Raw genomic sequence first — 25,294 nt, 5'->3', positions numbered from 1 at the left:
GCCGCCCCGCCGCTCAGCCCGCGAGGTCCCGGATGTCGGAGACGTCGAGCAGCCGTTCGTCCGGGTCCAGCGCGGCGCGGTACGTCGCCCGCGCGACGGTGTCCACCGAGAGCGGTCGCGACTCGCCGAGTCGGGAGGCGATGGGCGGCGCGCTCGCGGCGAACCGGAGAACGCGGTCGGCGACGCTGGGGATGTGCGGCTGCCCCTCCCCGTACACCGGTCCCGGGCGGAGGGTGACGACGTCGAGGTCGAGATCGGTGAGAGACGCCTCCGCCCGGCGCTTGGCCGTCAGGTAGGCGTTTCGGATACCGGGCGGCTTCGCGGCCGCGGAGAGGAAGACGAACGCATCGACGCCGGCCCGCTCGGCCTCCAGTGCCGCGAGGAGCGCGGCGTCGCCGTTGACGCGCTCGAAGGTGACGCCCTCCGTCGGCGCCTCGGTGAGCGTCCCGACCGAGTGGACCACGGCGTCGACGCCGTCGAGGCGGTCGCGCCACGCGTTCGGGCTGAAGAGGTCCGCGCTCGTCCACGAGACGGCGTCCGCCCACGCCTCGTCGATGTCGGGGCGACCGCTCCGGGAGACGCTGCGGACCTCGTGGTCGTCGCGGACCGCGAACCGGCAGACGTCGCGTCCGATGAAGCCGCTGCCGCCGACGACGAGGAGGGTGGCCATGCGACGGTGTACGCCCCGCCCCGTCTTGGGGCTTCGGGACGTGGTACGGGAGAACGAGGAGACGCGGCCCTCCGTTTAGCGACGCAGGAACCCGAGGAGCCGGTAGTCGCCGTCGGGGTCGTACCGGCGGAACAGGAGGCTGTTCGTCAGCACCGAGACGGAGGAGAACGCCATCGCCCCGGCCGCGAGGACGGGCTGGAGCAGCCCGAGCGACGCGAGCGGGATCATCGCCGTGTTGTAGCCGAGCGCCCACACGAGGTTCTGTTTGATCTTCTGGAGCGTCGCGTCCGAGACCCGGATCGCCTTCACGACGTCGAGCGGGTCGTCGCGCATCAGCGTCACGTCGGCCGCCTCGATGGCCACGTCGGTCCCGGAGCCGATAGCAGTGCCGACGTACGCGACCGCGAGCGCTGGCGCGTCGTTGACGCCGTCGCCGACCATCATCGCCCGGCGACCGTCGGACTGGATCTCCTCGACCGCGTCGGACTTGTCCTCCGGGAGCACCCCGGCACGGACGTTCTCGGGGTCGATCCCGACCTGCTCGGCGACCGCGCGGGCTGTCCGCTCGTTGTCGCCCGTGATCATCATCACGTCGATTGCGCGGTCGCGGAGCTGGCCCACGGCGTCCTTCGCCGTCGGTTTCACGGTGTCAGCGTCGGCGACGACGCCGAGGAGCTCCCCGTCGTCGGCGCCGGCGGGCACCCGCGCGACGAGCATCGCCGTCTTCCCCTCGCGTTCGAGCCGCTCCATCGTCTCCGCCGCGGGGGAGGGGTCGACGCCGGCGTCGCGTAGCAGCTTCCGGTTGCCGACGAGCACCTCGGCGCCGTCGACGGTGGCCGTCACGCCGTGCCCGGGGACGTTCTCGAAGTCCTCCGGGTCGGCGAGGTCGAGCCCGCGCGCCTCGGCGCCGTCGACGATGGCGCGGGCGAGGGGGTGTTCGCTGCCCCGCTCCGCGCTCGCCGCGAGCCGGAGGACCTCGTCCTCTGCCGTCGCCGTCGACTCGCCTGTCGCCGCGTCGGTCCCGTCCTCGACGACCGCGCCGCCGTCGGGGACCTCGCCGACCGCGACGACGTCGGTGAGCTCCATCTCGCCTTCGGTGAGCGTCCCCGTCTTGTCGAAGACGACGGTGTCGACATCCTTCGCGCGTTCGAGGACGTCGCCGCCCTTGAACAGGACGCCGTTCTGCGCGCCGATGGTGGTCCCGACCATCGTCGCCGCCGGCGTCGCGAGCCCGAGCGCGCAGGGGCACGCGATCAGGACCGACGAGGCGAAGACGACGATCGCGAACTCGAACACCGAGACGGTGCCGCCGACCGGCGCGGGCCCGCCCGCGACCTGCCCCCACAGCGGGAGCCAGTCGACGAAGGCGGCGAGCGCCTCGGGGAAGGCGAACCAGACGACGGCCCACAGCAGCGCGTTCGCGATCACCGCGGGCACGAAGTACGCGGAGATGCGGTCCGCCAGGTTCTGGATGTCGGGCTGGCGGGACTGCGCCTCCTTCACCGTCTGGACGATCTGCTGGAGGGCGGTGTCCGCGCCGACTTTCGTCGCCTCGACGACGAGGAGCCCGTTCTCGTTGATGGTGGAGCCGACGACCTCGTCGCCTTCGGCCTTCTCGACGGGGACGGACTCGCCGGTGACCATCGATTCGTCGACCGCGGACTGTCCCTCCACGACGACGCCGTCGGTCGGGACCTGCTCGCCGGGGCGGACCTTCATCCGGTCGCCGACCGCGACGTCCTCGATGGGGACCTCGCGCTCGGTGCCGGCCTCGTCGACGAGCGTGGCGGTGTCGGCCTCCATCTCCAACAGCTTCCGGAGCGCGTCGCCGGCCTGTCCCTTCGAGCGGGCCTCGAGGTAGTTGCCGAGCGTGATGAAGACGAGGATCAGCGCCGCCGTGTCGAAGTAGACGCTCCCGGCGACTACGTCGAGGAGGACGGCGACGGAGTAGACGTACGCCGTCGTCGACCCGAGGGCGATCAGCACGTCCATGTTGGCGCGCCCGTTCGTGACGAGCGCCTTGTAGGAGTTCACGTAGAACGGCCGACCGAGCACGACCTGGACCGGCGTCGCGAGCGCGGCCGCGACCCAGTGGACCCCGACGCCGAAGAGCCGGTCCGGCACGACGGCGCCCCCGAGGAGGAGGTTGTCGACGAGGAAGAAGAGGAGCGGGACGGACAGCGCGGCGCCGAACAGCGTCAGCCGGAGCTGTTTTCTAATCTCCGCGTTCCGGGCCGCGTCGCGCGCGCTCTCGTCGGAGCCGCCGCTTTCCCCGTCCGCGCCCTCGCCGTCTCCGGCCTCGTTCTCTCGGACGGGGGAGTAGCCCGCGTCCTCGACGGCGTCGTACAGCGCCGACAGCGAGGTCTCGGCGGGGTTGTACCGCACCTGCGCCTCGTCGGTCGCGTAGTTCACGTCGGCGTCGACGACGCCCGGCACGGACGCTAACGCGTCGCGGTTGGCGTCCGCGCAGTTCGCACACGTCATGTCGGTGATCGCGACGGTCGCGGTCTCGGAGACCGCGCCGTAGCCGGCGTCCTCGATCGCGTCGTAGATCGCCGCGAGCGACGTCGCCTCCGGGTCGTACTCGACGGTCGCCTCGTCCGTGGCGTAGTTCGCGTCCGCCCGCGAGACGCCGTCGAGCGCCGCCACGGCGTCGCCGACGCTCGCCGAGCAGTTGGCGCAGCTCATCCCCGTGATGTCGAGGTGGGTGGTTCTGGTGCTCATCTTGGGTATTACTACGGGGTACTCCCTTAGTGCGTTTTCCCATTAGAAAACAAAGCCTGTGACGGGTTCAAATTCGGAATCGAAAGCGATCACCGGTGCGGAGCTACTTTGGTTCGATCGCGCCGCCGGGATCGCGGCACACAACACTTATATCCACGTCGGGAGACGTATCAGGTGCGATGGCGACAGGCAAGGTCGACTTCTTCAACGACACCGGCGGCTACGGATTCATCGAGACTGACGACGCTGACGAGGACGTGTTCTTCCACATGGAAGACGTCGGCGGCCCGGACCTCGAAGAGGGACAGGAGGTAGAGTTCGAGATCGAGGAGGCGGACAAGGGTCCGCGCGCGACGAACCTCACTCGGCTGTAGCTCGGTCGCGGCATCCGCTACCGGCGAACTCGGACAGCTCTCGAAACGCGTTCCGCGTATATTACACCCGCCAGCGACGGCGCCGCCGTTTTGGTCTCCGAGCCGGGATCGGATCGCATGGAGGCAGACGATCCCGACGCCCAGGCGGACGACTTCGACGCGCACGACGACGACCTCGACGCGCACCCCGACGACCCCGACGCGCACACCGACGACCTCGACGCGTTCGTCGCCGCGAACCTCGACCGCTACGCCGAGACGCAGGGCGTCCTCCCCGAGCGGTTGGCGGAGTTCGGCGACCTGTACCGGTCACAGGGGCACCTGACCCGCGATCAGCTGTACGAGATCGCCTACGAGTCGTCGACGCGGAGCGCCTACCACGTCGAGAAGAACCCCGAGGAGCGGTGTCTGGAGGTGACCCGTAACGCCCGCGCCGTCGACGGCGACTTCTCGACGATTCACCTACTCTCCGGCCTCGCCGGGTTCAAGGCGCCGACCGCGTCGTGCGTGCTGGCCGCCCTCGACGGCGACCGCCACGCCGTCGTCGACACGCGCGTCTGGGCGTCCTTGGAGCGGCTCGGCTACCTCGACGGCCGGAGGGAGTCGTTCGACGCCGCCGACTACGTCGCGATGATCGAGCCGATTCGCGAGATCGCCGACGAGACGGGGTACCGCGCGGTCGACGTGGGGTACGCGCTGTTCGCCCACGACGCGCACGTCCGGGAGGGGACCCTCCACTGACGCCGCGGACTTGCGGCGGGAGCGGGTTAGAGCGGGTACTCGACGCCGGTCGCCTCGGTCGAGTACTCCCAGAGCTTCCGGGCGTCCTCGCGGTCGTAGGAGGCGTCGTTCGACCGGCCGACGGTCGGGTGCCCGCGCATGTTCATCAGGCCGCCCGGCTCGACGTAGGCGCCGCCGTCGACGTCGGCCGTCGCGGCGTACAGCATCGGCTCGACCCCGATCTCGGGGTCCTGACCCAACACCGCGTTCGCGGCCTTCATCCCCACCTTCATCAGTGGGTTGCCGCTCTCCTCGGCGGTGCGCAGCTGGAGGTTCGTGTCGGTGTAACCGGGGTGGCAGGCGACGCTGCGGATCCCGAAGCCGTTATCCTCGTCGCTCGCCTTAGAGCCGCCCGTCGCGTCGAGGCGTCGTTGGAGCTCGTAGGCGAAAAGCAGGTTCGCGAGCTTGCTGCGCCCGTACGCCTTCCACTTGCCGTACGACCGCTCCCAGTTAAGGTCGGCGAAGTCCATCTCGCCCTGCTCGTGGGCGCCCGAGGACTGCGTGACGACGCGGGCATCGCCTCCGATCCCCTCGGCCGCGTCGAGGAGGTCGAACAGGCGTCCCGTGAGCGCGAAGTGGCCGAGGTGGTTGACGCCGAACTGCGTCTCGAACCCGTCCTCGGTCTCGCTCCGCGGGATCGCCATCACGCCGGCGTTGTTACAGAGCACGTCGACCGCGTCGTAGTCGGCTTCGAGGCCCTCGGCGAACGCCGCCACCGAGTCGAGCGAGGCGAGGTCGCACTCGCGCACGTCGAGGGCGCCGTCGACCGCGCCCCCGGCGTCGGCGCGGATCTCCTCGGCCGCCGCCTCGGCGCGCTCGACGCTTCGACACGCCATCGCGACGGTCGCGCCCCGCGCGGCGAACTCGCGGGTCCCCTCGAAGCCGAGCCCGCTGTTCGCGCCCGTCACGACGACCGTCTTCCCGTCCAATCGCGGCATCTCGTCGGCCGTCCATTCTGCCATGGGCGATCGAAGGGGCGTCGCGGGGAGAAACCTGTCGGCGGGCGAACCGATGCCCGGCACCCCGCGCCGGAGGGAGGCGACCCGATCGCCGATCAGACCCGCTCGAATCCCCCAAGCATCACGGCGACCGTGTCCTTCGACGGAACGTCGCGGACTCCGTACTCGGTCGGGTGCTGCCGGTCGTGCGGGTACTCCTGCGGCTGCGGGACCTCGTACGTCTCGTTCCCGCCGAAGCCTAAGAGGAAATCCCGCGTGATCATCGGCTCGACGAACGCCAGCCGAGAGGTTTCGGCGTCGCCGACGAACCCCTGAATGAGCGTGTTATCGAAGTTTTCCGGGGTCCCCGGCTCCCCCGGCCCGTCCGGCAGCTCCGGCGCGTCCGCGGGGGCCGTGTGTTCGCCCATGTCCGTGATGTATCGCTGGTCGGCGACCACGTCGGGCGAGCGCGTGTACCCTTCGGGAAGCTGGTCGTAGTCGAAGTTCGTCTCGTCCACATTTCCGTTGGGGTCCGGCTCAGGGCTGCCGGGATCGTACTCACCGTTCCCGGTGTCGTACGGCGGAAGCCGCGGTCCCTCGACGGCGTCGACCCGCGCGGGGTCAAGCATGTGGAAGTGAATGTCGAAGTGCGGCTTCAGCCACGCCCCCGCTCCGCCGAAGTGGCCGCCCGGGTTCCAGTTGAGTCCCAGGAACGTGAACGGGGTCTCCTCGGCGTCCGGGAACGGGACGAAGAACTGGAGCGACTGCTTGAAGTGGACCTTCGTCGCCTGCCCGCCGGCGCGATACTTGTCGGTCTCGGCCCGGTTGTCGGCCGCCGCGAGGGCGTCTGCGCCCGGCAACCCCTCCAGTGCCGCCCGGTCGAACTCCACGCCGTGGTACTTCGGCTCCCCCGACGGGGTCTCCGTCGTGAACGTCCTCACCGATCCGTTTCCGAGGTCGACGCGCCGACCGTACTCGGTGATTCCCTTCGGCGGGAATCCGCCGCCGGATGCCCCGGCGGAAGCGTTCCCTCGCCCCGGTTCGCCCGCGACTGCCCCCGATCCCCAGACGACGGCGGCGCCGGTCGCGGCCACCCCCCTGAGCACCGCCCGTCGGTTCGCCGCCCGCGGCCGGGTCGTGCTTTCCGCCCGATTCCCCCCGCTTTTCGCGTCGTCGTCTGCCATTTGCGTGCTCCCTCCCGTCACAGCTGTCAGTAACCCCCACGTCACTGCGACACACTATTCAATTAATTTATATTATTTCAATGTAACGACGCGCGAGGGTCGACGGCACCGCCGACACCACCGGTCCGCGTTCGTCACGACACCTCGTCCGCGATTGCGACCCACACACCCGGACGAGACGGCGTCTGACGCGGAGATCCACTTTCACCGCGCCGGCGGTGCGTTTTTAGGTGCCTCGGTGAAAGGGAAGAGTACCGAATGACGTCCTTCCAGTCGACGATCGGCGACGAGGAGGGGATCGCGGAGGAGCTGGCCGAGGGCCAGCGCGAGATCTCCATCGCCGAGTTCTTCGAGAAGAACAAACACATGCTCGGGTTCGACTCGGGCGCCCGCGGGCTCGTCACCGCCGTCAAGGAGGCGGTCGACAACGCCTTGGACGCGACCGAGGAGGCCGGCGTCCTCCCCGACATCTACATCGAGATCGAGGAGCTGGGCGACTACTACCGGCTCGTCATCGAGGACAACGGGCCGGGCATCACGAAAGAACAGCTCCCAAAAGTGTTCGGGAAACTTCTGTATGGTTCAAGGTTTCACAAACGTGAACAAAATCGTGGTCAGCAGGGGATCGGAATTTCAGCGGCTGTATTGTACTCTCAGTTGACTTCCGGCCAACCGGCGAAGATCACCTCGCGCCCGAAGGGCCAGTCGCGGGCGCAGTACTTCGAGCTCATCATCGACACGGACACGAACGAGCCGGAGATCCAGGCCGACGAGGAGACCACCTGGGACCGCCCTCACGGCACGCGGATCGAGCTGGAGATGGAGGCGAACATGCGCGCCCGCCAGCAGCTCCACGACTACGTGAAACACACCGCGGTCGTCAACCCCCACGCGCGACTCGAACTGCGGGAGCCGGGGCTCGACGAGCCGCTAAAGTTCGAGCGCGCGACCGACGAGCTGCCGGCGGAGACGGAGGAGATCCGCCCGCACCCGCACGGCGTCGAGCTCGGCGCGCTGATCAAGATGCTTGAGGCGACCGAGTCGTACTCCGTCTCCGGCTTCCTCCAGGAGGAGTTCACGCGGGTCGGCAAGAAGACCGCCGACGGCGTGATCGACAACTTCCGCGACGTCTACTACGGCCGCGAGCTGTCGTGGTCACCGCCGCGCGCCCACGACGACCGCGACGTCGCGAGCGCGGTCGCCGACGCCGTCGCAAACAAGGGCGCGGCGGCGACGACCGCCTTCGCGGACGGGGTCGCCGAGACGGTCGGAAACAACGACCGGGTCACCCGCTCTGCGGTCGCAGAAATCGTGGACAACACCGCGGAGACGGTCGAGGACGAGACGGGGAAGACGTTCGGCGGGACCGTCCGCGAGAACGCGGTCGACGCCGCGTGGCGGGCGGTGACGGGGCTCGGCGGCGACGAGGACGCAGACTCCGGCGAGGGCGGTGACGGCGCCGACGACGCCGATGCGTCGCCGCTCGTCTCCGACGCTTACGCCCTCGTCGACGAGGCGACGTCGACGCGGAAGGACGATGAGGCGGTTCAGGCGATGGCCGAGGCCCTCGCGCGGCGGTTCGAGGACCTCGACGGCGACGCGTTCCGCGTCACGCGCGACGACCTCGAACGCCTCGTGGCGGACGCGGCCGGCTTCGTCGCCGAGCAGCACGACGCGACGTTCGGCGAGACGGCCCGCGAGAACGTCGTCGAGGCGTTCTGGTCGCGTGCCCGGACGGTGCCGGACGACCCGCCGAAGGTGAAGGCGATCGGAGGCGACCGCGACGCGGCCGCCGACCTGCTCGAAGCGATGCGGACGACGGACATCCTCGCGCCGCCGACCGGGTGTCTCGCGCCGATCACGGCCGAACTGGTCGAGGCCGGGCTACGGAAAGAGTACGACGCCGACTTCTACGCGGCGGCGACCCGCGACGCCGACGTCCACGGCGGCGACCCGTTCATCGTCGAGGCCGGCATCGCCTACGGCGGGGAGATTCCGGCCGAGGGGTCGGTCGAGCTGCTCCGGTTCGCGAACCGCGTCCCCCTTGTCTACCAGCGCGGCGCCTGCGCGACGACGGACGTGATAAAGCAGATCGGGTGGCGCAACTACGGGCTCGACCAGCCCGGCGGCTCGGGGATGCCGAACGGCCCGGCGGTCATCAGCATTCACGTCGCCTCCACGAACGTCCCGTTCACGAGCGAGTCGAAAGACGCGCTGGCGAACGTCCCGGAGATCGAAGACGAGATCGAACTCGCCGTCCGCGAGGCCGCCCGCGAGCTGAAGTCGTATCTCAGCAAGCGGCGCTCGATGCAGCAACGTCGGGAGAAACAGGACGTGCTGGGCCGGATCCTCCCCGAGATGGCCGACAAGGTCTCGGAGGTCACGGGCCGGCCGCGCCCCGACATCGACGGGGCCCTGGCGCGGATCATGAACAACGTCAGCGTCGAGCGCGAGGTGAACGGCGAGACGGTGACGCTTGTCGTCGAGAACCACTCGGACGTGAACGAGCAGCTTGAGATCACGGACATCGTCTCGACGGAGCCGACCGACCTTTCGGACGGGACGGTGGTGGACATGGACGGCGAGTGGTTCGTCCAGTGGAAGCCCGATGTCCCCTCGGGCGACGAGCGGGAACTGACGTACGCGGTCGACGGCGACCCCGAGTTCGAGGTCAGCGTCGGCGGCGTGGAGACGGAGAAACTCACGGTGAACGCCTAAATGACGACCGAAAGCGACGCACGAGACGAGCTGATCGACCTGGCCGCGGATTTCTACGACCAGTTCGCGGCGGGGAACATCCCGGAGATGACGCTCCCGACGCGGACGAAGAGCAACATCCAGTACGACGAGGAGAGCGGCGTCTGGACCTACGGCGACCGCACCTCGACGCGCAGCGCCAACTCGGTGCGGGGCGCGCGCAAGCTTTTGAAGGCCGCCTACACCATCGAGTTCCTCGCGAACCAGCTCGACGACGACCGCTCGTCCACGCTGCGTGAGCTGTACTACCTCTCGGAGTCGTGGGACAACAACGAGGCGCAGTTCTCCTCGCAGGACGAGTCGAACGACCTCGTGGAGGACTTGGAGATCGTCACCGGCGTCACCCGCGAGGACTTCCACATGCGCCCGGAGGAGTCGGGCGCGAAGGTGATGGGCCCGCTGGAGATCCGCGAGCAGACCAACCGCGGCGACCGCGAGATCCACTGCCAACTTGACGTCGGACAGGGGGGGTACCAGATCCCCAACAACCCCGACACCATCGAGTTCCTCGACAACGACGCCGAGTTCGTCCTCTGCGTGGAGACCGGCGGCATGCGCGACCGGCTCGTCGAGAACGGCTTCGACGAGGAGCACGACGCCTTAGTCGTCCACCTCGGCGGCCAGCCCGCCCGCGCCACGCGCCGGTTGACGAAGCGCTTCCGCGACGAGCTTGACCTCCCCGTGGTGGTGTTCACGGACGGCGACCCCTGGTCGTACCGCATCTACGGCTCCGTGGCCTACGGCTCGATCAAGTCCGCGCACCTCTCGAAGTACCTCGCGACGCCCGAGGCGCGGTTCATCGGGATCCAGCCTGAGGACATCGTCGAGTACGACCTCCCCTCGGACCCGCTTTCGGACTCCGACATCAACGCCTTAGAGTCCGAGCTTGAGGATCCGCGGTTCCAGACCGACTACTGGGAAGAGCAGATCGAGCTCCAGCTCGACATCGGGAAGAAGTCCGAACAGCAGTCGCTCGCGAGCCGCGGCCTCGACTTCGTCACCGACACCTACCTCCCCGAGCGGCTCGGGGAGATGGGGGTCCTCTGAGGGCTTCGTCGAGAGCGCTCCGTTACTCGTCTTCGTAAACGATCTCGTCGATCTCGCGGCGCTCGCCGTCAGCGTCGTCATTTTTGTATTTATAAACGGCACTGTCTTGCTCGTCCGTCGTCGCGTTGTGCGAGCCGTCACAGAGCGGCTTCGAGTCGGAGAGGCCGCACTGACAGACGTAGATCAGGCCGTCGTCGCCCTTGTCGTCGTCATCGAGCACCGCCGGGCCTCGCTCCTCGTGCGTGACTTCGCGAGCCATGGGGACCGATCCGCCGCGAGGGTGAAACCAGTTGGGTGGGCATCGACGCGCCGTCGCGGTCGCCTCGACCGCCGCAACCCCCTTGCCCGTGCGGCGTGTATCGGTGGTATGAGCGAGATCGACGAGCGCGACCCGAGCGAGCTGACCGACGAGGAGTGGCGCGAGCGGCTCTCCAAGGAGGAGTACCGCGTCCTCCGCGAGAGCGGCACGGAGGCGAAGTTCTCCGGCGAGTACGTCGACCACCACCCCGACGACGGGGAGTACCGCTGTCGGGCCTGCGGCACCGTCCTCTTCGAGGCCGAGACGAAGTACGAGTCCGGCTGCGGCTGGCCCGCGTTCTACGCCGCCGAGGAGGAGTCGGTGACGACGACGGTGGACACCAGCCACGGGATGCGCCGCACCGAGGTCCGGTGCGCCAACTGCGACTCCCACCTTGGCCACGTGTTCGACGACGGCCCCGAACCGACCGGGAAGCGGTTCTGTATCAACTCGGTCGCGATGGAGTACGACGACGAGTGACCGAGTAGGAGCGTTCCCGGCGTCAGCTGGACCAAACGGTTCTGCCTACCCGAGCAGCGACGGCCGCTCGCCGGCTGCGGCATGGAAACCGTACGCCCGCCCCGAGTCGAGGACGACCAGACGCTCCCCGATCGCGAACAACCCCTCCGGTTCGATCCCCTCGGGCAGCGGCGCCCGCCACCGCACCGCGCCGTCCGGGTCGACGGCGACCGCCCGCGGTTCCGCGTCGTCGCCAAAGCCGCCGGCGTTCGTCACGACGTACACCCCAGCCGCGTCGGCGGCGAAGTGACCCGACGGCAGGTCGGACCGTTCGAACGCGACCTCCTCCGCGTCCACGTCCACCGCGGTGACGGTCCCGCCGCGAGAGTAGTAGAGTCGCCCCTCGCCGGGCGGTACGTCGCTCGGCCGGGTGGTCGGCGCCCGGACGTCCAGCGAGAACCGACGGTCGAGCTTCCGGTCGTAGCCCGTCAGCGACGCGCCCGGCGCCCCGGTCACGACGGTCCCGCCGACGGCGACGAGCCACTCGTTGTCGCCGGCGACAGGGCGCTCGACGCGCCCGTCGCCCGACCGGTCGTACCCGACGACGGCGGCGTCGTCGTCATCGGTAGCCGACGCGCTCTCCGGGATGAGCGCCCACACGGTCTCGCCGTCGACCGCGACCCGCGAAGTCGCGTCTGTCGGGGTTCCGCCCCCGCCGTCCGCGTCGGTCCAGAGGTCCGGGACCGAGAACGCGGGATCGCCCGTCTGCGCGTCGAACGCCGCGACACCGCGTGCCCCGACCGCGACGGAGAGCGCGTCGCTCGCGCGGACGCCTTGGAGGGACGAACCGGTCGCGTCCGCCCCGTCGTCCCCGGACTCGGTCGTTTCGTCGTCTCCGGCCTCGCCCGCGAGGAGCGACCCAGCATCGACTCGCCAGCGGACCGGGTCGTCCATCGACTGTCCCTCGTCGCGGTCAGCCGGTTCGGCCGCGCCCGACCCACCCCCAGACGGCGCGCCGCCCGCCAAGTCGACCGCCGTCAGCCGCCCGCCTTCGACCGGGAGGAAGGCGGCGCCGTCGGTGACCGCGGGGGCGCCGGTCACCTGCCGCTCCGTCTCGCCGACGCCCCGGGCGGCCCCGTCCGGGGTGAGGAGGGAGACGGCCGCGTTCGAGAGGTCGCGCCAGACGTTGTCCTCGAAGTCGAAGGTGCGTCCCGAATGGTTCTCGACGGTGACCAGCCGATCGTTCGTCGCGCGGTACCACCTGTCGGAGGCGAACGCGAGCCCGCCGGCCGGGAGGGACTCCTCCCACGCGAGGTCGCCGCCGCCGGGGACGTAGCCGCAGCCGGCGGTCGTCGCCGCGAGGCCGGTCGCGGCGGCCGCGAGGAAGCGTCGGCGACTCGGCGTCGGCGGGGTGGGCCGGCTCTCGCCGTCCGTCACGTCTCCTCACCCGCGAGCTCGCGGAGCCGCGCGATCCGGTCCCGGGTCGGCGGGTGCGTCTCGGGGAACACGTCCGTGCTGACGAGTTCCTTGTCGCCGAACGCCCGGGCCTCCAACGGGGCGAGGTAGAGCGCCTCCGCGCCGCCGTCGAGTTCGCGAAGGTCCCGGTCGGGGACCTCGGGCATCGCCTCGTCGACGGTCCGGAGCGCGCTCGCCAGCGCGGCGGGCGACCCGGTGATCTCCGCGGCGCCTCGGTCTGCCGCGTACTCGCGGTACCGCGAGAGCACGCGGTGGATCAGCACGCTCCCGAACCAGAACATCGCGGAGACGGTGAGCGTCAGCAGTGCGCTGACCGTGATCACCACGAGGCCGACCAGGAGCGCGCGGCCGTCGCGGTCGCCGCCTCCGCCCCCGCCGCCGAACCGGAGGAAGTTGTACAGGCCGTAGAGGACGTAGAAGGCGAGGACCGCGACGTAGTAGGTGACCGTCGGCAGGACCCAGGCGACGGTCATCAGGCTCGCGTCGCGGTTCGCGAGGTGCGATAGCTCGTGGGCGATCACCGCGTCGAGCTCGTCGCCGTCGAGCCGGTCGAGGAGCCCGGTCGTGACGACGACGGTCCCGTCGCCGGGCGTCCCGACCGCGAACGCGTTCGGGAGGTCCGTGTGCTTGACCGCGACGTCCGGGGCGGGCAGGTCGGCCTGTGCGGCAAGCCGCGTCACCGCGGCGTGGAGTTCGGGGTACTCGTCGGGGGAGACGCGGCGGGCGCCGACCGAGCGCAACACGGTCCGGGGGCCGTACCGGTACTGGACCGCGAGGCCGCCGAGGACCACGACCGCGAGGAAGACGGGGTTGACGTACACCTCGCCGGTGTAGGGGCGCTCGTTCGCCCACTCCAGCAGGGGGAGGCCGACCGCGTTGATCAGGAAGACGAACGCGTACACGAACGCGAACGGGAGCGCGACCACCAGCGCGGTCGCGACGAGCATCCGGATCCGGAGCCCGCGATCGGACCCGGGCGCGCCGGGCCCGCGCTGTGCGTCGGACCTGCCGGAGTCGAGAGGGCCGGCGTCCTCGTCGTGGGACAGCGATCGCTCGGCGCTCCCGGAGGAGGGAATGGAGGGCGACATCGGGTGTCGACTCACCGGTTCGAGGCGAGCTGTTAAATGCTCTCGGTCGGCCGCGAGCAGCGCAGACAGAGGATCCCGGTCCCCGCCCAGTTCACGTGGTTCGACCCGCAGTCCGGACAGCGGTGTGAGTCGTTGTCGTACTCGGTGGTTCCCCGGGGCGCCGCGAGGTGCCCGTCGTCGACCGCACGCTGGATTAATCCCGCGAACCGCTGCTTTTTAACTCGGGCGCGGTGGGCGAGGAAGTCGCCCGGTCGGTCGGGGTCGGGGCCGTGAAGGTCCTCCCACTTGATCGCTATCTCGCCGTCCGCCTGTCCCCTCGCGACCTGCTTTATTGTCGCGGCCGCGGCCTCGAAGAGGGGCGTCGTCGCGAGCGCCTGCGGCGAGTCGATCTCGTCGGCGGCGGCCACATAGCGCTCCGCGGCGTCGTCGTACGCCGCCTCGGCGTCGCCGAGCCCGCCGGCGACCCGGAAATCCGCGACGAACTCCGCGAGACAGGCCGCCTGTCCCGGTCGCCGGAGCGCGGACTCGAGGTCGCGCGCCGCGGCGATCCCCTCGGCCGCGCGTCGGCTCGCGCGCCCGTCGAGGCCGGCGACGCGGTACGCCACCGCGGCCGCGAGCAGCTGCTGGAGTCCCTGCCCGACCCACCCTTTCTCGTCCGGTTCGAAGGGGTCGACCTCCGGTCGGGGGTCGGCGAGGACGCGTCGCCCGCCGCGGGTGTAGCGGTTCCCCGCGCGCTCGTACTCCCGGACCGCCAGCGCGTCGACCGCCGCGTCGTGATGGCCGCCGTCGTCGGTGTTCACACCCGCGGTACGGGCGGCGACGAGTTACGCCTGACGGCCGCGTGGAGGCGTCCGATCCGAGAGGCCGCGGTAGAACGCCACGGAGTAGGCCGCCCATACCGCGCCGAGGACGCCCGTGACCGCTATCACCCCGATGCCGACCCCGACGGTTCCGAGCGCGCCGATCTCGGCGCTCGGAACCCACGCCGGGACGGACTCCGTCGCCGGCGGCGGCGCGAGCGACAGCGACGCGGCGCCGACGAGGAGGCCGAACGCCGCGCCGCCGACGGTCAGGAGTCCGGTGTACAGGAGCGCCACGCCGAGGTTCGACCGCACGAGCCGGACGCCGCGGCGAAACGCGGCGACGAGTTCCGCGTCGTCGACGACGACCGCGTGCGCGTAAAACTGGATCAGGAAGGTGACGAGCAGGTACGCGCCGAACAGGCCGACGGCGATGATCGCGAGCACCGCGACGACCGTGACGTCCTCGGCGGGGACGGCGACGAACCCGGACGGGTCGCTGAGGAGATTGCCGGCGATCCCGATGAGCAGCCCCACGAAGACGAGGAAGCCGAACGCGAGGCTCACGCCGAGGACCGCGAGGTACGCGACCAGCAGCGGCGGGTAGTGGTCCCTCCCCGCGGCGACGAGTGTCGCGAGCCGCGCCTCTCCGTCGAGCGCCTCGTCCGCCATCGCGAGCAGGCCGCCCTGGAAGAACGGGACGACGAGGATCAGTATCCCGAACGTCACCGCGGACACCGCGGCCGAGAGTCCCGGATCGGCGGCCGATCCGACGAGGAGGTCCGGGAGCTGTGCGAGCGCGAACAGCGCCGAGACGCCGACGAGGACAGGGTTCCTGGCGACGGCGCTAACGGCCGGTCGGATCGAGCGGAGGGCTGGCATTGGCGGCTCTTCGCTCGGAGACCGGTAAAAGGCTCCCGACGGACGCGAGGTCCAGACCATACTTACTTCCGGGCGCCGAACCGATCGCATGGACCGACCGGACAATACCTCGTCGTCGGGGCGGGCGTCGCCTTCCGGGCGGGCGTCACCGTCGGGGCGGGCGTCGCCGTCGACGAGCGGGGGCGTCGAGTGGCTCCTCGTCGTCGCCCTGCTCGCGGTCCCGATGGCGATGGTTCCGGGCGGCGACGACGCCCCGACGCTCGTGAGCCTCTGGGGGTTCGTAACGCTCGGCGGCGACGGGGGCGGACTGGGCGGCTACCCGGTGTGGGCGTACTTCCTCGACCAGCCGCGTCCGTTCGCGACGCTCCCGCCGTCGATCCGGGCGTGGCCGCTCGCCCTCGGGTTCCACCTGCTCGCTGTCGGGAGCGCCACGGCCGGGGTCGCGCTCGGGCGCGAGGACCGCCGAGTCACGGGCGGGCTGCTGGTGCTCGCGGCGGCCGCGACGCTGTGGGTCGCGGCGGGGTTGGGCGTACGATTCGGCGTCGGGGCGACCGCCGGCTGGCTCGCCGTCGTCCCCGTGAGCGCGCTCGCGACGCTCCTCGTCGCGCTCGGAGCCTACGGCCGCGACCTCCGGCACGCGGTGGCCCGCTGACCGCGATCCCCGGACCGGAGACCGGCGACGGCCGCTCCCCGCCACTTTATCAACTCGCGTGCGGTCACGAAACGCATGACAACGCTCGCCTCGGTCCTCGGCGTGACGAGCGTCGCCGGGCTCGCGACGGGTCTCGGGGCGCTTCCCGTCTTCTTCCGAAACCGCGTGACGCATCGGATCTACGACGCGGCCCTCGGGTTGGCGGCCGGGCTGATGGTCGCCGCCAGCGTGTTCGGGCTCGTGATCCCCGGCATGGAGGAGGGGACGCTCCGCGCGGTGATGACGGGGATCCTCCTCGGGGGGTTCGCGCTGCTCGGCGGCAACTACCTCGTTCCGCACCTCCACGCGGAGTACCGGGAGTGGTTCGCGGAGGGCGGCGCGACCGACGACGACGTCGCCGTGATGGAGTCGCCGGCCGAGGACTCGGACGCCGAAGCGGCCCCTCCGACCGACGAAACCGAGGCCGAGTCGGCAGCGAGCGCGAGCGGGCTCGTCGACGAGCGCGAGTCCTCGCTCCGGAAGGCGGTGCTCATCGGCGGCGCGATCACCCTCCACAACGCCCCGGAGGGGCTGGCCATCGGCGTCGCGTTCGCGTCCGGGTTAGAGGAGGTCGCGCTGCTGCTCGCGGTCGTGATCGGACTTCAGAACATCCCCGACGGGTTCGCGTTCGCCGTGCCGATGGCCGAGACGGGGATGTCGAACCTCCGCGTGATCTGGTACACCACCCTGTCGGGGGTCGTTCCGCAGGTCGTCGCCTCCGTCTTCGGCTACTCGCTCGTCGGGCTCGGCGCCGGGCTGTTCCCGGTCGCGTCCGGGTTCGCGGCGGGCGCGATGCTCGCCGTCGTCTTCCGCGAGCTCATCCCCTCCTCGCACGGCCACGGGCATGCCGACGCCGCGACCGGCGCCTTCCTCGTCGGCTTCGTCCTGCTCGTCGTCGTCGACGCCGTCATCGTCGTGTGAGTCGCACGGACGCACGACGCTTTTTCAACGCGGAAGTCCGTATGTCCGGATATGTCTACGACCGTCTCGACGCCCGAGGCCGACGAGACCTGCGCGTACTGCGGCTCGCGGATCTTCGACCACGACCCGATCTGCGTGCGCGACTGCGACGACGACTGCGGCTCGCCGACGTACTTCTGTAACTACGCCTGCCTCTCGGCGCACATCGACGAGAACGACCTCACCGCGGGGGACGCCTGCGAGTGGTCGCCGGGGGAGTAGGTGGTCGGGGGTAAGCGATTCGCCCGCTACTCGTTGTCCGGGCTGCTCGGGTGGTACTCCGTGTCGTACTGCCCCGGATTCCCGTCGACGCGGTCCGGGTTGATCCGCCCGCCGAGCAGCATGAAGTCGAGGACGGTGCAGTAGAGCATCGCCTCGACGACCGGGACGGCCCGCGGCGGGAGGACCGGGTCGTGCCGGCCGACGACCTGGACCTCCTTCTCCTCGCCCGTCTCCCAGTCGGCGGAGCGTTGCTTCTTCGGGATCGAGGTGGGCGCATGCCACGTCGCCTCGCCGTAGATCGGCTCGCCGGTGGTGATCCCGCCCTGGAGCCCGCCGTGGTCGTTGCCGACCGGCACCGGGTCGCCCTCCTCGCTTTCGACGTGGTCGAACGACTCGCCGTCGTCGAACGTCCAGTCCTCGTTGCGGTCGCTGCCGGCCACGTCCGTCGCGCCCTTCCCGAGCCCGTACTCGACGCCGGTCGTCGCCGGGATCGAGAACATCGCCTGCCCGAGGCGGGCGGGGAAGCTATCGAAGCGCGGGGCGCCGAGCCCGCGCGGGACGCCGCGGCACTCGAAGTAGATCGAGCCGCCGATCGAGTCGCCCCGCTCCTGGTACTCCTCGATCAGCGCTTGCATCTCGGCGGCCGCCTCGGGGTCGGCACAGCGCACGTCGTTCTCCTCGCTGTTCGCGAGGATCTGCTCGAAGCTCACGTCGTCGGCCTCGACGTCGCCGATGCGGTTGACGTGCGCTTTGATCTCGACGTCGTGGTCGGAGGCGTCGAGGACCTGCTCGGCGACCGCGCCCGCGGCGACCCAGTTCACGGTCTCGCGCGCGGAGGAGCGCCCGCCGCCGCCCCAGTTGCGCGTGCCGAACTTCGCGGAGTAGGTGTAGTCGCCGTGCGAGGGGCGCGGCGCGGTGACGTACGGCTCGTACTTACCCGAGCGCGCGTCTTTGTTCTGGATCACCATGCCGATCGGGGTGCCCGTGGTGTAGCCGTCTTGAACGCCGGAGTTGACGACGACCTCGTCGGGCTCGCCCCGCGAGGTGGTGATCATCGACTGGCCCGGCTTGCGCCGGTCGAGCTGCGCCTGGATTGCTTCCTCGTCGAGTTCGACGCCCGCGGGGACGCCGGAGACGGTGACGCCCATCGCGTCGCCGTGGCTCTCGCCGTAGGTCGTCAGCTGGAAGAGTCGGCCGAACCGGTTCCCGTTCATATCGGTACGTATGGCCGGGGGCATATAGGGGTTGCAATCCGCGCAACGGGGCGGTCGGCGCTCAGAGGTGGTCGGGCGGCCGGGGCGGCCACCGACGACCGCGACCCGGCGACTCACCGCGCGACCGATGGGAGTATGTAACGGGAACGCGTTGGTGGGTGCGTGCGCGAACGTCTCACCTCGGACCTCGGCGTGTACGCCCTCTCGGGGTTGTTCTCGCTTTTCGTTTTCGCCCTCGCGCTCGGGATCCTCTCGCGGACGCTCCCCGACGGGCTCGCAAGCCGACAGCTCGGGGGCCTGGTCGTCGGCTACCTCCTGTTCGTCGGCGTGTACACGACGGCGTGGTTCATCTACACCGGGATCGATAGCCGCGAAGAGGTGTGAGGGCCGCGTCGCGGGGGCTCCAGCAGAGGGGCGGCTCCGGCTGCCGAACCGTTTTTACGCCGCCCTGCGAGGGGGCCCATATGAGTCGGGACACCATCTCCTTCGATGTCGACGACCGCGGGGTTGCGACGATCACTGTTGACCGACCGGAACAGCTCAACGCGCTCACCGTCGAGACGCTCGAAGCGATCGAGGACGCGCTCGACGAGGCGGCCGACCGCGACGCGCGCGTTCTCGTGATCGCCGGCGCAGGCGACGACGCGTTCGTCGCGGGCGCGGACATCTCGCACATGGTCGACCTCTCGACGCCCGAGGCGCAGGCGTACGCCGAGCTTGGTCACCGCGTCGCGGACGCGATCGAGTCGTTCCCCGCGCCGACGATCGCCGCGGTCGACGGCTACGCATTCGGCGGGGGCTGCGAGCTCGCCTTGGCCTGCGACATGCGCGTCGCCGCCGAGAGCGCTGTCCTGGGCCAGACGGAGATCGACCTCGGGATCATCCCGGGCTGGGGCGGCACGCAGCGGCTCCCGGCGCTCGTCGGCGACGAGGTCGCCCGGCGGCTAATCTTCCTCGGCGAACGGATCGGCGCCGACGAGGCGGCCGAGGTCGGTTTCGTCGGCGAGGTCGTCGCGGACGATGAGTTCGACGACCGGATCGACGAGCTGGCCGGTGAGCTGGCGGCGAAGCCCGCGACCGCACTGCGGGCCGCAAAGGAGGCGCTGAACGCGGCCGGCGAGGGCTCGGCGGCGACAGGACTGGCCCTGGAACGGCGGGCGTGGGCCGGTCTCTTTGGCACCCACGACCAGCGCGAGGGAATGAAGGCGTTCTTGGAGAAGCGCGAGCCGGAGTTCGAGTAGCGCGACCGCAGACCGGCTATCAGTACTGGAAGGTGGCGCGTGCCGACGAGCGCCCAGAGGGCGCGAAGTCGCACGCGCGAGGGAGTCGGCCGGCCTCCGCTTCGCTCCGGCCGGCCGACGAGGCTGGGGAGGCGTGAGGCGCGGTTGCGGTGCGGGGCGGGACTCAAAGAGGCAGCCGCGAGGCCACAGTAGGCGACGTAAGCACCGCAGGGAGCGAACGAAGTGAGCGACCGAGGAGCGCAGCGAGCGTACTGTGGCCTCGCGGCTGGGGCTTTGGAGAAGGTCGCCATCGATCAGAAGAGACCCACGTATAGCCGAGCGACTGGGGGTTCAGTGGTGAGACACACAGCGACTACGCGTCCTAGTTTCGTGCGATCGCGCTCCACGGAGCCGGGGGATCGCCACGCTTTATTAATCCGCCCGAGTACCGGCGACATGGACCAGTTGCGGCAGTCGCTCCTCGACGCGCCGATCATCGAGAAAGGCGAGTACCAGTACTTCGTCCACCCGATCAGCGACGGCGTTCCCATGCTCGAACCGGAGCTGCTCCGGGAGATCGTCATCCGGATCATCCGGAAGGCGGAGCTGGAGAACGTCGACAAGATCGTCACCCCCGCCGCGATGGGGATCCACATTTCGACCGCGCTCTCCCTGATGACCGACATCCCGCTGGTCGTCATCCGCAAGCGCCAGTACGGGCTCGACGGCGAGGTCCCGCTGTTCCAGGAGACGGGCTACTCCGAGTCGGAGATGTACATCAACGACGTTGAGGAGGGCGACCGCGTGCTCGTGCTCGACGACGTGCTCTCGACGGGCGGCACCATGAAGGCCATCCTCGACGCGCTCACCGACGAGGTCGGCGCGGAGGTCGTCGACGTCGTCGCCGTGATCAAGAAAGCGGGCGAGAACGAGCTCGACGACACCGACTACAACGTGAAGACGCTGATCAACGTCACCGTCGAGGACGGCGAGGTCGTGGTCGTCGACGCCCAGGGCGACGAATAGGTCGTTGACAGCGAGCCGGCGGCAAACGCTGTCGAATCCCCGGCCGCTCGGTTATAAATTGCTGACAGTAGATCGACAGCGAGCACCGCCAAAGCCCCAGCCGGGAGGACTCGGTGCGCTCGCTGCGGTCCTCGTCACTCGTTTCACTCGTTCCTGCGGTCCTTGCGTCACGCGGCTTCGTCCTCCCGGCTGCCCCTTTGAGTCCCGCCCCGCACCGCAACCGCACCTCACACCTCCCCAGCCTCGCCGTTCGCTCCGGGCTCCCTTCGGTCGCCCGTCACTCACGGCGTCCCTCGCACGCGCTCTCGCCGGCGGCTCCGCCGCCGGCTGTCAGAGAGACCTTCGGTCTCTCCCTACTCGCGGCCGCCGGGGCGGCCGCTCGGAGGCGCGCGCCGACCGCACCGCTACGTTCATTTATAAACACCGCGCCGCCCCTCGCCGCTGCCGGGCGCGGACACCTTTTATGTCGAGGTCACGAATAACGGGGTACACATGAGTAGCGCGTTATTCGTCGTGAGCGAAGAAGGCTACTGGGCCGAAGAGTGTATCGAGCCGCTGACGACGCTGGAGTCGGAGGGCGTCGACGTGACCGTCGCGACGCCGTCCGGGTCGCCGCCGGTCGTCGACGAGCGCTCGCTCGAACCCGACGCCGCGGGCGGCGAGGAACGGGTCGCGGAGCTCCGCGAGGTCGACGAGGAGCATCCCGAGCTCAACGATCCGGCACCGGTCGCGACGGTCGACGCCGCCGACTACGACGCCGTCGTCTTCCCGGGCGGCCACGGCACCGTCTGGGACGTGAACCAGGACCGACACGCCCGGCAGCTGCTGCTCGACGCGGTCGCGGGCGACGAGAGCGTCGCCCTGGTCGTCTGTCACGCGGTCGGCATCCTCGCGTTCACGCGCGAGGCCGACGGGACGCCGCTCGTCGAGGGGCGCTCCGTCACCGGCTTCCCCAACGAGTGGGAGGACGGCATCGTGGACGACGAGGACGTGATGCCCGACGGCCGGAAGCTGCCGTACTGGGTCGAAGACGAGGTCCGACTGGCGGGCGCCGAGTGGGACGCCGATCTCGACGCCGACACCAGCGTCACGGTCGACGGCGACCTGATCACCGCGCGCGGCCCGGGCTCTTCCGCGGCCGCGGCCACGACCCTGCTCGACGAACTGTAATCCCGAACTGACTCCTTACCGGATCACGAACGCCGGTTCCTCGATCCGCTCGCTTTTACACTCCGGACACCGCGACGGCTCGTTGACCGGGTCGTCGAAGCCGTCGAAGCCGCACTCGCGGCAGGTCGGCGGCGCGACGAGAAACTCCTCGCCCCTGCTCCCGCCCCCGTCGCCGCTCGGCTGGTCGCCGTCCGCGACCGACCGCGAGACGTGTTCGAGGTGTTCGTACACGACGGGCGTCGGCAGCGAGAGCGTCGCCGCGAGGTCGCTCGCGGTCCGCGGCTCCTCGCGGAGCGCGTCGGCGATCCGCTGGCGCGTCGTCTCCATACGGATTCTTCGCGGCGCGCCGAGTAAAACCGTCCGGGATCGCGACGCGGATCCCCGACGACGGCGACGCGCTCGCTCTGAACGATGACGCGGGCGCAAGAGGTATGTCACCGGGGTGAGACGGTAGCCGTATGAAAGCAGTCGTACTCGCGGGTGGCTACGCGACTAGGCTTTGGCCGATCACCGAACACCGGCCGAAGATGTTCCTCCCGGTCGGCGACAACACTGTCATCGACGAGATATTCGAGGACTTCGAGGCCGACGACCGGGTCGACGAGGTGTTCGTCTCGACGAACGAGCGCTTCGCCGACACGTTCGCCGACTACCTCGACGACAGCCCCTTCGAGAAGCCGACCCTCTCGGTCGAGGAGACGGTCGAGGAGGACGAGAAGTTCGGCGTCGTGGGGGCGCTCGAACAGCTCGTCGATCGCGAGAGCGTCGACGACGACCTGGTCGTCGTCGCCGGCGACAACATGATCAGCTTCGATCTCGGCGACTTCGCCGACTTCTTCGAGGACAAGGGGACGCCGACGCTGGCGGCCTACGACGTCGGCGACCGCGAGCGCGCGAAGTCGTACGGGCTCGTCCAGCTGAACGGCGACGAGGTGATCGACTTCCAGGAGAAACCGGACGATCCGGAGTCGACGCTCGTCTCCATCGCCTGCTACGCGTTCCCGGCGGAGACGCTCCCGAAGCTCACGACCTACCTCGAAGACGGCGAGAACCCGGACGAGCCGGGCTGGTTCCTCCAGTGGCTTCAACAGCGCGGAGCGGTCCACGCGTACACCTTCGACGGCGCGTGGTTCGACATCGGCACCGCCGAAAGCTACCTCGACGCGGTGGAGTACGCCTTAGACGGCGGGACGCTCGTCGCCGACGACGCGACCGTCGAGGGGAGCGACCTGGGCGACGTCGTCCACGTCATGTCGGGCGCGACCGTTACGGACTCGACGCTCGACCGCGCCGTCGTCTTCGAGGACGCGACGATCACGGACTCGGAGATCCGCAACTCCGTGATCGACACGGGTGCCACCCTCGAGGGCGTCGACCTCTCGGGCGCGCTGATCGGCTCGTACACCTCGATCACCGAGGGCGACGACTTCTAAACGCGCCGTCCGCGGACGGCCCCTTGCCGACCGCGCTCAGTCGCCTTTTTTGTCGGGTGCCGCCCGCTCGCTTGTGCCGGCCTGCTCGTGTGTGTGATGGTAACAGTCGAGCGCGGGGTCGCTGCCGTCGCTCACCGGCTGGAAGCAGACGCGCTGGTAGCGTTCGTTGTCGATCAGGTTCGCGACGAACCCCTCGGTGTGCCGGGAGACTGAGTCGTACGGATCCCCGCAGGCGGGGCAGTCCGGCGGCGGGTCCTTGGGAACGTACATGCGGCGTCTGTCCGCGGCTACGGCGCCAAGCCGGAAAACGGCCCCGCCGAGGCGGCGCTTCCAGGGCCGACAGTTGCGGGGGTTAGGACCCGTTCGAGCCGTCGCCGCTCCCGCCCTCGACGCCGAGCGCGTCGAACAGCTTCCGGCGGACCGCCTCCTCGGTGAGGTGGAGGAGCGTGTCGCGGTTCTCGCCGCTCGCCTCGATGCCGGTGAAGATGCCGAGCGGGATCTCTAATGAGCCCTGCGTCGAGTGGCCGGCGGCGTCGCCCATCTCGGAGAACGCCTCGTCGAGGACGTTGCCGATGTTCAGCCGGATGTCCTTCGAGCGCGCCGCGAGGTAGATCTTCTCGTCGGCGATGCCCAGCACGGCCGTCGTCGTGATTCCCTCCAAGTTGAGCAGGTGTTGGGCGGCCTGCGCGAGCGCCTCGCGGTCGCGGATAAACCCGGCCGTCGAGAAGAGGTGGCTCCCCTGGACCTCGCGGTTCTGGATCGCCTCCGCGAGCACGTCCAGCGTCTCCGGGCTCATCGACGGCGACTCCACCTGTTCGAGCGTGTCGTGGTTCGCGAACGGGTGGAGGTACGCGGCGGCGGTCAGGTCCGCCGGGGTCGTGTCCCGCTTGAAGTCCAGCGTCTCGGCGCGGATCCCGTAGAGGAGCGCGGTCGCGACCGCCTCCGACGGCGACTGGTCGAACTCCTGGAGGTACTTCGTGAGGATCGTCGACGTCGAGGAGACGTTGGTCCGCACGTCGACGAACCGCGCGTCGAACGGCACCTCGGACTCTAGGTGGTCGAGGTAGATGTCGATCGACGTTTCGAGTTCGAGGTCCTCCGCGGCGGCCTTCGCGAGGTCGACGGCCGCGACGGTCGCGTACTCCGAGAGCGCCGGCGCCTCGCCGCGGGCGAGCAGGTCGATCCCGAGGAGGTTGACGAACGCCCGGTTCTCTTGGTGGCCGACGTCGCCGGAGTAGATGATGTCGGCGTCGACGCCGAACGCTTCGGCGATCGCCTGGAGCGCGGTCGCGGACGCGATCGAGTCCGGCTCGGGGTTGTCGTGGGTGAGGATCGCCATCCGGTCGCCGCCCTCCCCGATTATCTCCGCCAGCTGGCGGGCCATGTACTCTAGCTCGCCCGTCTCCAGCGACTGGAGCGCGCTGTCGGCGATCACCGTCGAAGGGTTGATCACGACGTCGGCGCCACGCTCGCGCAGCTCGTCCTCGCTGACGGGATCGGAGGCCCGGACGACGACGTAGTGGTCGCCCCCAGTCTCTCTGACCGCGGAGACGGCGGCCTTGTTCGCCTCCACGTCGCTGGCGAGGATCAACACGATGTCGCGGTCGGCGAGTTCGTCGACGACGTCGGACTCGGCGATGTCCTGGACGCGCGCGTTGAGGTCCTGATCGCGGAGCGCCTCGACCCGGCTCTCGTCGCGGTCGAGGATGAGGACGTCCTTGCCGCGCTCGGTCAGTTCCTCCGCCACCGCGTGACCGACGCTCCCACAGCCGAGGATGGCGTAACGGGTCCGCGCGGATCCGGATGCCCCACTACTCATTAGGGGGAATTCCGCGGCGCGACACTTAACGAGTGCGCTCTTCGCGCGAAACGGCATACGCG

The 25,294-nt window shown here is 69.9% G+C and carries 26 protein-coding genes; 13 read left to right on the top strand and 13 right to left on the bottom strand.

Going from position 1 to position 25,294, the window contains the following annotated elements; translation table 11 throughout:
- Window positions 1-13: 13 nt before the first annotated feature.
- Window positions 14-670, bottom strand: coding sequence for an NAD-dependent epimerase/dehydratase family protein (locus F3H13_RS05100; protein WP_149797972.1), 657 nt, complete (start codon window positions 668-670; stop codon window positions 14-16).
- Between the two features lie 75 nt (window positions 671-745).
- Entirely contained in the window at window positions 746-3,394 is a 2,649-nt protein-coding gene (locus F3H13_RS05095; protein WP_149797971.1) for a heavy metal translocating P-type ATPase, read from the bottom strand.
- Between the two features lie 179 nt (window positions 3,395-3,573).
- On the opposite strand from F3H13_RS05095, the gene F3H13_RS05090 reads away from it, so the two are divergent.
- Together F3H13_RS05090 and F3H13_RS05085 are read left to right on the top strand one after the other, a co-directional pair.
- Entirely contained in the window at window positions 3,574-3,768 is a 195-nt protein-coding gene (locus F3H13_RS05090; protein ID WP_004045866.1) for a cold-shock protein, read from the top strand.
- A 117-nt stretch (window positions 3,769-3,885) separates the two neighbouring features.
- The gene (locus tag F3H13_RS05085) at window positions 3,886-4,509 is read left to right on the top strand and encodes a hypothetical protein (RefSeq protein ID WP_149797970.1); all 624 of its coding nucleotides are present in this window, start codon (window positions 3,886-3,888) and stop codon (window positions 4,507-4,509) included.
- 26 nt (window positions 4,510-4,535) lie between these two features.
- Here F3H13_RS05085 and F3H13_RS05080 read toward each other — a convergent pair whose 3' ends face one another.
- Window positions 4,536-5,510 (bottom strand): oxidoreductase, encoded by a 975-nt coding sequence (locus F3H13_RS05080; protein WP_149797969.1) that lies wholly within the window; start codon window positions 5,508-5,510, stop codon window positions 4,536-4,538.
- Between the two features lie 92 nt (window positions 5,511-5,602).
- Complete coding sequence (locus F3H13_RS05075) at window positions 5,603-6,670, bottom strand: hypothetical protein (RefSeq protein WP_149797968.1); 1,068 nt, start codon at window positions 6,668-6,670, stop codon at window positions 5,603-5,605.
- A gap of 258 nt (window positions 6,671-6,928) precedes the next feature.
- Here F3H13_RS05075 and F3H13_RS05070 point away from each other — a divergent pair, with 258 nt between their 5' ends.
- Together F3H13_RS05070 and F3H13_RS05065 are read left to right on the top strand one after the other, a co-directional pair.
- On the top strand, window positions 6,929-9,388 hold the full coding sequence (locus F3H13_RS05070; protein ID WP_149797967.1) for a DNA topoisomerase VI subunit B: 2,460 nt from the start codon (window positions 6,929-6,931) through the stop codon (window positions 9,386-9,388).
- Complete coding sequence (locus F3H13_RS05065; protein ID WP_149797966.1) at window positions 9,389-10,474, top strand: DNA topoisomerase IV subunit A; 1,086 nt, start codon at window positions 9,389-9,391, stop codon at window positions 10,472-10,474.
- Window positions 10,475-10,496: 22 nt separating this feature from the next.
- Here F3H13_RS05065 and F3H13_RS05060 read toward each other — a convergent pair whose 3' ends face one another.
- Window positions 10,497-10,733: a CDGSH iron-sulfur domain-containing protein gene (locus F3H13_RS05060; RefSeq protein WP_149797965.1), complete on the bottom strand. Its 237-nt coding sequence runs from the start codon at window positions 10,731-10,733 to the stop codon at window positions 10,497-10,499.
- Between the two features lie 108 nt (window positions 10,734-10,841).
- Between F3H13_RS05060 and msrB the strand changes: the two genes are divergently transcribed.
- Window positions 10,842-11,252 (top strand): peptide-methionine (R)-S-oxide reductase MsrB, encoded by a 411-nt coding sequence (msrB, locus tag F3H13_RS05055; protein ID WP_149797964.1) that lies wholly within the window; start codon window positions 10,842-10,844, stop codon window positions 11,250-11,252.
- A 45-nt stretch (window positions 11,253-11,297) separates the two neighbouring features.
- Here msrB and F3H13_RS05050 read toward each other — a convergent pair whose 3' ends face one another.
- The 4 genes from F3H13_RS05050 to F3H13_RS05035 are packed head-to-tail and all read right to left on the bottom strand — an operon-like array spanning window position 11,298 to window position 15,477.
- Window positions 11,298-12,668 (bottom strand): hypothetical protein, encoded by a 1,371-nt coding sequence (locus F3H13_RS05050; protein WP_149797963.1) that lies wholly within the window; start codon window positions 12,666-12,668, stop codon window positions 11,298-11,300.
- Window positions 12,665-13,795 carry a M48 family metalloprotease gene (locus F3H13_RS05045; RefSeq protein ID WP_149797962.1) on the bottom strand — a complete coding sequence of 377 codons (1,131 nt, stop codon included), beginning with the start codon at window positions 13,793-13,795 and terminating at the stop codon, window positions 12,665-12,667. Before F3H13_RS05045 ends, F3H13_RS05050 begins: the two co-directional genes overlap by 4 nt.
- A gap of 32 nt (window positions 13,796-13,827) precedes the next feature.
- On the bottom strand, window positions 13,828-14,595 hold the full coding sequence (locus F3H13_RS05040) for a hypothetical protein (protein ID WP_149797961.1): 768 nt from the start codon (window positions 14,593-14,595) through the stop codon (window positions 13,828-13,830).
- A 24-nt stretch (window positions 14,596-14,619) separates the two neighbouring features.
- Entirely contained in the window at window positions 14,620-15,477 is an 858-nt protein-coding gene (locus F3H13_RS05035) for a DUF7847 domain-containing protein (RefSeq protein ID WP_149797960.1), read from the bottom strand.
- A gap of 88 nt (window positions 15,478-15,565) precedes the next feature.
- On the opposite strand from F3H13_RS05035, the gene F3H13_RS05030 reads away from it, so the two are divergent.
- From F3H13_RS05030 to F3H13_RS05020, 3 genes are all read left to right on the top strand, one after another.
- A complete protein-coding gene (locus tag F3H13_RS05030; protein ID WP_149797959.1) occupies window positions 15,566-16,129 on the top strand; it encodes a TIGR04206 family protein in 564 nt (187 codons plus the stop codon).
- Between the two features lie 75 nt (window positions 16,130-16,204).
- Window positions 16,205-17,089, top strand: a complete 885-nt coding sequence (locus F3H13_RS05025; protein ID WP_149797958.1) for a ZIP family metal transporter — start codon at window positions 16,205-16,207, stop codon at window positions 17,087-17,089.
- Between the two features lie 51 nt (window positions 17,090-17,140).
- Complete coding sequence (locus F3H13_RS05020) at window positions 17,141-17,350, top strand: hypothetical protein (RefSeq protein WP_149797957.1); 210 nt, start codon at window positions 17,141-17,143, stop codon at window positions 17,348-17,350.
- 26 nt (window positions 17,351-17,376) lie between these two features.
- Here the strand turns inward: F3H13_RS05020 and aroC are convergent, their stop codons facing one another.
- On the bottom strand, window positions 17,377-18,564 hold the full coding sequence (aroC, locus tag F3H13_RS05015) for a chorismate synthase (protein ID WP_149797956.1): 1,188 nt from the start codon (window positions 18,562-18,564) through the stop codon (window positions 17,377-17,379).
- A 162-nt stretch (window positions 18,565-18,726) separates the two neighbouring features.
- Between aroC and F3H13_RS05010 the strand changes: the two genes are divergently transcribed.
- The 4 genes from F3H13_RS05010 (at window position 18,727) to F3H13_RS04990 (ending at window position 21,980) form a co-directional block, all read left to right on the top strand.
- Window positions 18,727-18,948 carry a hypothetical protein gene (locus F3H13_RS05010; RefSeq protein ID WP_149797955.1) on the top strand — a complete coding sequence of 74 codons (222 nt, stop codon included), beginning with the start codon at window positions 18,727-18,729 and terminating at the stop codon, window positions 18,946-18,948.
- An 80-nt stretch (window positions 18,949-19,028) separates the two neighbouring features.
- Window positions 19,029-19,805 carry an enoyl-CoA hydratase/isomerase family protein gene (locus tag F3H13_RS05005; protein ID WP_149797954.1) on the top strand — a complete coding sequence of 259 codons (777 nt, stop codon included), beginning with the start codon at window positions 19,029-19,031 and terminating at the stop codon, window positions 19,803-19,805.
- A 435-nt stretch (window positions 19,806-20,240) separates the two neighbouring features.
- Window positions 20,241-20,810: a hypoxanthine/guanine phosphoribosyltransferase gene (hpt, locus tag F3H13_RS05000; RefSeq protein WP_149797953.1), complete on the top strand. Its 570-nt coding sequence runs from the start codon at window positions 20,241-20,243 to the stop codon at window positions 20,808-20,810.
- A 492-nt stretch (window positions 20,811-21,302) separates the two neighbouring features.
- The gene (locus F3H13_RS04990; RefSeq protein WP_149797951.1) at window positions 21,303-21,980 is read left to right on the top strand and encodes a type 1 glutamine amidotransferase domain-containing protein; all 678 of its coding nucleotides are present in this window, start codon (window positions 21,303-21,305) and stop codon (window positions 21,978-21,980) included.
- Window positions 21,981-21,995: 15 nt separating this feature from the next.
- Here the strand turns inward: F3H13_RS04990 and F3H13_RS04985 are convergent, their stop codons facing one another.
- Window positions 21,996-22,307, bottom strand: a complete 312-nt coding sequence (locus F3H13_RS04985) for a transcriptional regulator (protein WP_149797950.1) — start codon at window positions 22,305-22,307, stop codon at window positions 21,996-21,998.
- A 131-nt stretch (window positions 22,308-22,438) separates the two neighbouring features.
- Between F3H13_RS04985 and F3H13_RS04980 the strand changes: the two genes are divergently transcribed.
- Window positions 22,439-23,413: a sugar phosphate nucleotidyltransferase gene (locus tag F3H13_RS04980; RefSeq protein ID WP_149797949.1), complete on the top strand. Its 975-nt coding sequence runs from the start codon at window positions 22,439-22,441 to the stop codon at window positions 23,411-23,413.
- A gap of 36 nt (window positions 23,414-23,449) precedes the next feature.
- Here the strand turns inward: F3H13_RS04980 and F3H13_RS04975 are convergent, their stop codons facing one another.
- On the bottom strand, window positions 23,450-23,683 hold the full coding sequence (locus F3H13_RS04975; protein WP_149797948.1) for a hypothetical protein: 234 nt from the start codon (window positions 23,681-23,683) through the stop codon (window positions 23,450-23,452).
- 82 nt (window positions 23,684-23,765) lie between these two features.
- On the bottom strand, window positions 23,766-25,232 hold the full coding sequence (locus F3H13_RS04970; RefSeq protein ID WP_149797947.1) for a DHH family phosphoesterase: 1,467 nt from the start codon (window positions 25,230-25,232) through the stop codon (window positions 23,766-23,768).
- Between the last annotated feature and the right edge of the window lie 62 nt (window positions 25,233-25,294).

Source organism: Halorubrum xinjiangense (genome assembly GCF_900102375.1).
GTDB lineage: Archaea > Halobacteriota > Halobacteria > Halobacteriales > Haloferacaceae > Halorubrum > Halorubrum xinjiangense.
This window is presented reverse-complemented; position numbering and strand designations above follow the sequence as displayed.

Bases quoted from the DNA above. Each gene is read 5' to 3' on its own strand.
- F3H13_RS05100 (WP_149797972.1), bottom strand. From the start codon at position 670: ATGGCCACCCTCCTCGTCGTCGGCGGCAGCGGCTTCATCGGACGCGAC.
- F3H13_RS05095 (WP_149797971.1), bottom strand. From the start codon at position 3,394: ATGAGCACCAGAACCACCCACCTCGACATCACGGGGATGAGCTGCGCC.
- F3H13_RS05090 (WP_004045866.1), top strand. From the start codon at position 3,574: ATGGCGACAGGCAAGGTCGACTTCTTCAACGACACCGGCGGCTACGGA.
- F3H13_RS05085 (WP_149797970.1), top strand. From the start codon at position 3,886: ATGGAGGCAGACGATCCCGACGCCCAGGCGGACGACTTCGACGCGCAC.
- F3H13_RS05080 (WP_149797969.1), bottom strand. From the start codon at position 5,510: ATGGCAGAATGGACGGCCGACGAGATGCCGCGATTGGACGGGAAGACG.
- F3H13_RS05075 (WP_149797968.1), bottom strand. From the start codon at position 6,670: ATGGCAGACGACGACGCGAAAAGCGGGGGGAATCGGGCGGAAAGCACG.
- F3H13_RS05070 (WP_149797967.1), top strand. From the start codon at position 6,929: ATGACGTCCTTCCAGTCGACGATCGGCGACGAGGAGGGGATCGCGGAG.
- F3H13_RS05065 (WP_149797966.1), top strand. From the start codon at position 9,389: ATGACGACCGAAAGCGACGCACGAGACGAGCTGATCGACCTGGCCGCG.
- F3H13_RS05060 (WP_149797965.1), bottom strand. From the start codon at position 10,733: ATGGCTCGCGAAGTCACGCACGAGGAGCGAGGCCCGGCGGTGCTCGAT.
- msrB (WP_149797964.1), top strand. From the start codon at position 10,842: ATGAGCGAGATCGACGAGCGCGACCCGAGCGAGCTGACCGACGAGGAG.
- F3H13_RS05045 (WP_149797962.1), bottom strand. From the start codon at position 13,795: ATGTCGCCCTCCATTCCCTCCTCCGGGAGCGCCGAGCGATCGCTGTCC.
- F3H13_RS05035 (WP_149797960.1), bottom strand. From the start codon at position 15,477: ATGCCAGCCCTCCGCTCGATCCGACCGGCCGTTAGCGCCGTCGCCAGG.
- F3H13_RS05030 (WP_149797959.1), top strand. From the start codon at position 15,566: ATGGACCGACCGGACAATACCTCGTCGTCGGGGCGGGCGTCGCCTTCC.
- F3H13_RS05025 (WP_149797958.1), top strand. From the start codon at position 16,205: ATGACAACGCTCGCCTCGGTCCTCGGCGTGACGAGCGTCGCCGGGCTC.
- F3H13_RS05020 (WP_149797957.1), top strand. From the start codon at position 17,141: ATGTCTACGACCGTCTCGACGCCCGAGGCCGACGAGACCTGCGCGTAC.
- aroC (WP_149797956.1), bottom strand. From the start codon at position 18,564: ATGAACGGGAACCGGTTCGGCCGACTCTTCCAGCTGACGACCTACGGC.
- F3H13_RS05005 (WP_149797954.1), top strand. From the start codon at position 19,029: ATGAGTCGGGACACCATCTCCTTCGATGTCGACGACCGCGGGGTTGCG.
- hpt (WP_149797953.1), top strand. From the start codon at position 20,241: ATGGACCAGTTGCGGCAGTCGCTCCTCGACGCGCCGATCATCGAGAAA.
- F3H13_RS04990 (WP_149797951.1), top strand. From the start codon at position 21,303: ATGAGTAGCGCGTTATTCGTCGTGAGCGAAGAAGGCTACTGGGCCGAA.
- F3H13_RS04985 (WP_149797950.1), bottom strand. From the start codon at position 22,307: ATGGAGACGACGCGCCAGCGGATCGCCGACGCGCTCCGCGAGGAGCCG.
- F3H13_RS04980 (WP_149797949.1), top strand. From the start codon at position 22,439: ATGAAAGCAGTCGTACTCGCGGGTGGCTACGCGACTAGGCTTTGGCCG.
- F3H13_RS04975 (WP_149797948.1), bottom strand. From the start codon at position 23,683: ATGTACGTTCCCAAGGACCCGCCGCCGGACTGCCCCGCCTGCGGGGAT.
- F3H13_RS04970 (WP_149797947.1), bottom strand. From the start codon at position 25,232: ATGAGTAGTGGGGCATCCGGATCCGCGCGGACCCGTTACGCCATCCTC.